Genomic DNA, 6,299 nt, shown 5'->3' on the forward strand with positions numbered 1-6,299 from the left:
AAAATAGAGCGTTAAAATAAGAAATAATCGTCCTTGGAGATGCCGGGGGTCTGGGGGCAGAGCCTCCAGGGGTTTAATTTTAAAAATAAAAAAAAAGACGATTAAAAATAATCGTCCTTGTATGATGCATTATAATTGTACTTGAATTACATCATTTATCAATTAATTCCTATATTTTGTGTGGTGAATGTGCGATAGCACTCTTTTAATATCTTTTATATATCTTTTAATATCTTTTAGAGTAAATTTTTACCTCGATAAATATTGAAAAATACACATTTAAAAAATGTTATAAAAACATTTGTTGCACTTATAAAAACAAAAGTTGCACTTATAAAAACAAAAGTTGCACTTATAAAAACAAAAGTTGCACTTAACAACATTTATAAAAACATTGTTTTTATAACTTGTTTTTATAATCAAACAAAGTAAAATGAAAATGAGGAGAAATTATGACTGAATTAGTAAAATATCACAACGACCTAAATAATTTATCGATGAGAGCTTGGACTGCTGAAGAAATGGACTTGTTTTTTTCGATTTTGGTTAAAATCAGGGATCATGGCACTAAAGATGTAATTTTAAACACACAAGATTTAAAAAAATTAACAGGCACAGACACCAGGAATTCTTATTGGTATAAAATGGTGGACGGTTTTTCAAGAAAAGCCATCTCATTATACTTCAAAGATACATCGAGCAAATCAACAGAATACATGAATATATTTTCTAAAATATCTTTTAATTTAGATGAAAAAACGCTGAAATTAAGAGTTTCCGAAAATTTTGAGTATATAGTCAACCAATTAACAAAAAATTTTACAGTATACGAATTATCAGAATTTACAAGTTTAAACTCTACATATTCAAAAACCATGTACAGAATTTTAAAGCAGCGGAAAAGCGTAGGAAATCAAGGAAAAGAATTTTCTATTGATCAATTTAAAAGCTTATTGGATATACCAGATTCATATACTGCAAACAACATTCAACAAAGAGTTTTAAAGCCAATTCTGAAGGAAATTCCTGAATATTTTGAAAATTTCAAAATAAAGACAATAAAAGCCGATACTCGCGGAACTCCAGTTATAGCTTACAGATTCACCTGGAAACCACAATTTCCAGGTGATAAAAAATTTGTTTATGGTAAATTTGAAAATAAGAATACTAAATCAGCAAATAAGAAGAATTTAAGCCTAATTGCTGAAAAAGCTAGGGAAAAAAGACTTGCTAGGCTTAAAAAGTCTACAGAAGATCAAACAATATAAGCAAAGTAAAAAGCCGATACTTGCAAAGCAAGAATCAGCTTTTATTTTTTGACTTTAGGGATTTTTTTAAAAATCGATTAGTAATTGGGTCGATATTTAAAAAAATCTTCTTGGCTTTGAGTTTATTTTGGAATATAGACGTTTATTTTGCGTTTTAAGCGATTTTATTTTTTTATCCAGGCATTTATACCTGGATATTTCGGGACAAAATTATAATTTATGATATATAAAAGTGTATAATATACTTGTTATCGCACCCATTCTGATAACAGAAAGGGGGTGTCTAAATGGAAATATTGATATCTTTTCTCGTAACTACCGCGGCAGATGTAACTGGTTACTACATTTGCAAATGGCTAGATGGTTACTTCAAAAGCGATAACTAGCCAAATTAAAAGCCAGGAGTTGGAGCTCCCGGCTTTTTTTGTGTCTGCATGAAAACAAACTGATATCTTTTCTGGTTAATATTAATATACCTTAAATCTTTTAAAACTCAATATCGTTTTTAACTTCCTGATCAATAACTTTACTTGCAAATCTATTGATTTTTTCTACATTTGGGATTGGAAGTTTGTGCCCAGCGCTTTTTAGCTTATACCCGATATCTTTACTTGCTGTTTTAGATGCACGCAAAACTTGATTAACGCTATCGATAGTAATTTCTTCTAGGCTTCGCTTATCATTTCCCCTCATTTGTTCAAAATTCATATTTCCTCCTTGTATTTTCCAAAATCAATCCCCCAGTCGCCTATGGCGACAGCCCCCTTATCTCACTAAGGGGGCAAAATCAGCTAGGGTTTAAAATAATAATTTTTATTTAATATCATATATCGCCTGCCTTCTCCGTGAATTAATACAAGCTTATCTTTGCCTTGTTTATCTAAGTCGGCTGGCTTTATATAGTATTCCTGACTTTCGGATTTTGTTATAGTGTGTTGTCTTGCATTTTTGGAAGTAGAGCGTTTTAAAACATCTTTAAAACCAATTAGTTCGGCAAAATATTTTTGACTTTCTGGTTCGTTTAAACCACCAAGTAAAACTTTAAATTTGAAATTTGCCATCATTGCCTTAGTTATATCGGGTGTATAAAGCACATTTAAATCAGCCAAATTTTGAGTTAGGAGCATGATTCTTGCTTTACGCTTCCTATACTTCCTTAGTGCCTGTAAAATCGTCTCAGAATTGATTCTAAGGCTTGAATATTCGTCTAAAAATAAAAGTATTGTTTTACTGCTACTATCTACTTTTCTATTGGCAATATAGTTCATATACTGTGAAGTTATCAGATTTAGAAGTGGGGAATACAGTTCAAGTTTTGTGTCGTCGACAACAATAAAAATAGCATTATTTTCGATTTTTTCAGGCTCGATTGTTATATCTCCTCTGCCTACAGATTGTTTAATAGTATAGTTTGTCGCAAACAGAGTGAGTGCCTCGTCGACTGCTTGTTTGCACCCTGCAGTGTTTTTCTCGTTAGCTCCTTCAAATGCATTTAAATAACTTATCGCTTCTTGATTTCCTGATTGATCAATGTCTCCAAAAAGATTTATATAATTATTTCTTACAATCTTTTCGCAAATTTCAATAAAATCAAAGCCTTGATGATAAAACGATATTAAGGCAGAAATTAAAATTCTTCGTCCTTGCTTTATAAAAAAATCGCTTGCTTCACCACCTTTGATAGGGTCAGGCATAAGAATGTATGCCAGCTGGCTTAAAAATTCATTTTTTTCAAAGTCTGATGAAAGCTTATCGCATACAGCAAAAGGGCTGTACTTTACTTTATATTTGTCGATTTCATCTGGATTAAAAATGATTTTATCTTTTATGTTCGGACAGTTTTTTTCAATATCTCCTGAAATATCGATAACAAACATAGAACCCTGCCAGGCTCTAAGGGTAGGGATTCCAATCGCAGCTGTTTTTCCAGTTCCAGTCGCTGAAAATACACCTATATGCCCCTCTGACTCTTCAGGAGAACAAATATATTTTGCCCCTTTTTTGCCAAATACAACTCCATGCGCATTAGTCTTGTTTAATTTCAACACTTCTGTAACTTTGTTTAGTTTTTCTTTTTTAGAGTTTTCAACCAATTTTTGAAAAAAGATAAATACCAGAAAAAATACGCCAAATAGTAAAATAACTTTGTCTACCATTTTTTGATGTCCTTTGTATTTTCAAAAGTAAACGTATTTTGATTTTTAGTTTGATCTTTTAGTTCATTAACACTGTAATTTCTTCCGTTCCTTTTAGTGACGCCTGACACAATATAGTCAGCTCCTTTATCTCCTCTTTTTTTAAGAAATTTCATTAAATCTGGGTGGAATTTAAAATATTCTTTATAGGGTATAGCTTCTTTAAAGCTTATCTTCCCCTCAGGTCGCTTGCTAGTTTTAATAACAGGAATAAAGTTAAAATGAAGATGGGGACGACCAACCACCTCTTCAATTGTGTTGCCGTCCTTATCTTTAATTTGATTTCCCCATCTATCCATTTTCTTAATTTTAACTCCCTCGTCTAAATGAACTGTAGCTAGTATCGCGTTTTCTTTTCCATATCTATCACTTAAAAAGTCCACACAATTTTCAAAAAAAGTTTTAATTTCCTCATCTGTTTCAAGTTCTTTGGGTGCTGAAATAATCCAACTCGCCATAGTGTTAACATCTCCTCTGTTATAACAGTAAACTTCACTCTTTCGTTTTAGATATCTATCTAAAGGCGTTAAGTTATCATCATGAATTGATATTTCATAGTTTAAGTGACTTCTAGTTTGATCAACATCTGGATTAGAATTAACAACTGTAGATCTTGTATTATGGTTTAAAATGTGGGCGACTTCATTGTGTTTAAATTTAGCCAAATCTGCCATTTTAATCCTCGATGGAATAAGTTTTTTCAATAAGTTTTTTTCCAGAATTTTTGATTTTCATATATTTTTGCTCTTTTAAAACTTCAGCAAAAAATCTTGGATACATTAATATGTCTGTTATTTTTTCAAAATTATAGAAAAGTTTATTTTCGTCAATATCTTCATTTAATTTTTCTAATTCTTCAATTTCTTCATTTCTTCCTTTTTCGTGAAATTTATATAAGTCGCTTAAATTGTCAATGTTATTTTCTTCAATCAAATCTAAAATTTCAGTTATATTATTTTTCAAAATTTTCTCCTATCTTTATTTTTTAAACAATTCATCAGACCAAAGTATTTTGTTAAAATATTCTGGTCTAGAGCAAGGTAGACCAGAATTTCATTCTAGTCCCTTGCCAGGTCTCAATCGCCGACCTGGACCGCTTTTTTTCTTCGTTCTAGTTTAAAGTTATTTCATACTTTATCATCAATCTTTAACAAAATATTATAAAGTTCATACATATTAATTGAATCAAACTTTAACTTTTCATTTAGCTTAATTAAGCCTGATAAAACATTGAAAGTAGTTTCTTCATATTTGCAAATATCCCAATTTTTTAAAATTAATTGATAAAAATTAATTAAGTGGGAATATTTAGGTTCTTTTTCTAATTCATCAATGAACATTTCATATATCTTAATATCAGACTCTTTAACATTTTTATTCTTGAAAATTTGTAAAAGCGTTTTTAGGTATTTTAAAAGATTATATCTAATAGATTCTTCTCCGGTTAAAACATTGTTACTCCTCAATTCTATTTCTTGGCAATACTTAATTAGATCTTCACTTCTATACTTTTCATTAATAGCCGACTCGCTAAATAAACGTATTAAACACATTTTAATATCTTGATTGATAAGCATATCTTCTGATATAACACTAAACAAAAATTTGTCTTTGGGCATATATTGTGACAATATGGCGTTTTCAATGATTTCTGTCTGAGTTTGATTTGTTCTAGACGAGATTAACTCTATTGTTTTTTTAGGCAAAAAATGAAGCTTGCAGCTTGTTTTAAATAGCGTGTTTTTAAAATCTTCTAACATTTTCCCTCCTTTCTTAATTTATAATATACACTCAAAATTTACATAATACCACCGGAGTACATAAGTTATTTTTTTAACAAATGATTGCTAAGATAAACAACCATTACGGTTGTTTATTCAAGTATTATTCTTTTGCTTTTTAGCTTTATTACTGAATATATAATACGATTTATTCAATAATTTATAAATATAACTCATATTTATTAAAATTTTCCATTAATTTAAGCTATTCGGAGTAAATTATTGCACAAAATGTGAAATTAGTGCAATAATTCTAACTCTGTTTATCATTTCCTAAAAAGAAAACTTTAACACGATGAAATAAAGATTCTTTCACTTCCTTTGATTCAAGCTGCAGAACTCTATCAGCTTTCATAAGATCCAAAAGTTGAGATGAAATTTCCGTATTTTTCAGAATTACATCTTGATAATCTTTCAATCGACTTTCTTTTTCAAGTCTAATATTGTTTTCAAGTTCCTTATTTATTTCTAATAGCTTCTCAAATTCTTCTTTTGGTACTCTAGAGTTGAATTCTGGATCTAGAGCCTGATTCATAAGCAACTCACAAGCCTGAGATAACGTTACATTATTATTTTTCGCAAAGTTTCTAACGTCTTCATTTAATTTCTTTGAAATATTTAAACTGATTTTAATAAACTCGCTAGGCATATTCAAATTCCAATATATATTACCGAATATTATATAATAATATATAGTAATACAATATATTATCCTTTCTTTCCTCGTTTGCCTTGATTGTTAAAATCACTGCGTCTATGGATATTATATCATATTATTTTAAGTTTTCTATATTACTTTATTATAAATAAGCTTTTGAAATAAAATAATAAAGTTTATTAATGCGTGGATCAATATTTCAATTTGTTGTGCTTAATTCATTAAAATTTGCCTCTTAATTTTAATGAATTGTTGTTATTAATATAAATACATGCCTAAATACTTAAAATCGCTTAAAACGCAAAATAGAGCGTTAAAATAAGAAATAATCGTCCTTGGAGATGCCGGGGGTCTGGGGGCAGAGCCTCCAGGGGTTTAATTTTAAAAATAAAAAAAA

7 protein-coding genes are annotated in these 6,299 nt (G+C 29.6%); 1 reads left to right on the top strand and 6 read right to left on the bottom strand.

Annotated elements, in window-relative coordinates:
• Positions 1 to 452: 452 nt before the first annotated feature.
• The gene (locus J2Z38_RS10370) at positions 453 to 1,268 is read left to right on the top strand and encodes a replication initiation protein (RefSeq protein ID WP_209775220.1); all 816 of its coding nucleotides are present in this window, start codon (positions 453 to 455) and stop codon (positions 1,266 to 1,268) included.
• Between the two features lie 486 nt (positions 1,269 to 1,754).
• Here J2Z38_RS10370 and J2Z38_RS10375 read toward each other — a convergent pair whose 3' ends face one another.
• The 6 genes from J2Z38_RS10375 to J2Z38_RS10400 all read right to left on the bottom strand — a co-directional run bounded on the left by J2Z38_RS10375 (position 1,755) and on the right by J2Z38_RS10400 (position 5,893).
• Positions 1,755 to 1,976 carry a hypothetical protein gene (locus J2Z38_RS10375; protein WP_209775221.1) on the bottom strand — a complete coding sequence of 74 codons (222 nt, stop codon included), beginning with the start codon at positions 1,974 to 1,976 and terminating at the stop codon, positions 1,755 to 1,757.
• 83 nt (positions 1,977 to 2,059) lie between these two features.
• Positions 2,060 to 3,424, bottom strand: coding sequence for a type IV secretory system conjugative DNA transfer family protein (locus J2Z38_RS10380; protein ID WP_209775223.1), 1,365 nt, complete (start codon positions 3,422 to 3,424; stop codon positions 2,060 to 2,062).
• Positions 3,418 to 4,137 (bottom strand): plasmid recombination protein, encoded by a 720-nt coding sequence (locus J2Z38_RS10385; RefSeq protein WP_209775225.1) that lies wholly within the window; start codon positions 4,135 to 4,137, stop codon positions 3,418 to 3,420. The genes J2Z38_RS10380 and J2Z38_RS10385 overlap by 7 nt, the downstream gene beginning before the upstream one ends.
• 1 nt (position 4,138) lies before the next feature.
• A complete protein-coding gene (locus J2Z38_RS10390; RefSeq protein ID WP_209775227.1) occupies positions 4,139 to 4,426 on the bottom strand; it encodes a hypothetical protein in 288 nt (95 codons plus the stop codon).
• A gap of 164 nt (positions 4,427 to 4,590) precedes the next feature.
• A complete protein-coding gene (locus J2Z38_RS10395; protein WP_209775228.1) occupies positions 4,591 to 5,223 on the bottom strand; it encodes a hypothetical protein in 633 nt (210 codons plus the stop codon).
• Positions 5,224 to 5,497: 274 nt separating this feature from the next.
• Entirely contained in the window at positions 5,498 to 5,893 is a 396-nt protein-coding gene (locus tag J2Z38_RS10400; RefSeq protein WP_209775229.1) for a hypothetical protein, read from the bottom strand.
• Positions 5,894 to 6,299: the final 406 nt, after the last annotated feature.

The sequence above is a fragment of the Anaerococcus degeneri genome (genome assembly GCF_017874475.1).
GTDB classification, from domain to species: Bacteria; Bacillota; Clostridia; order Tissierellales; family Peptoniphilaceae; genus Anaerococcus; species Anaerococcus degeneri.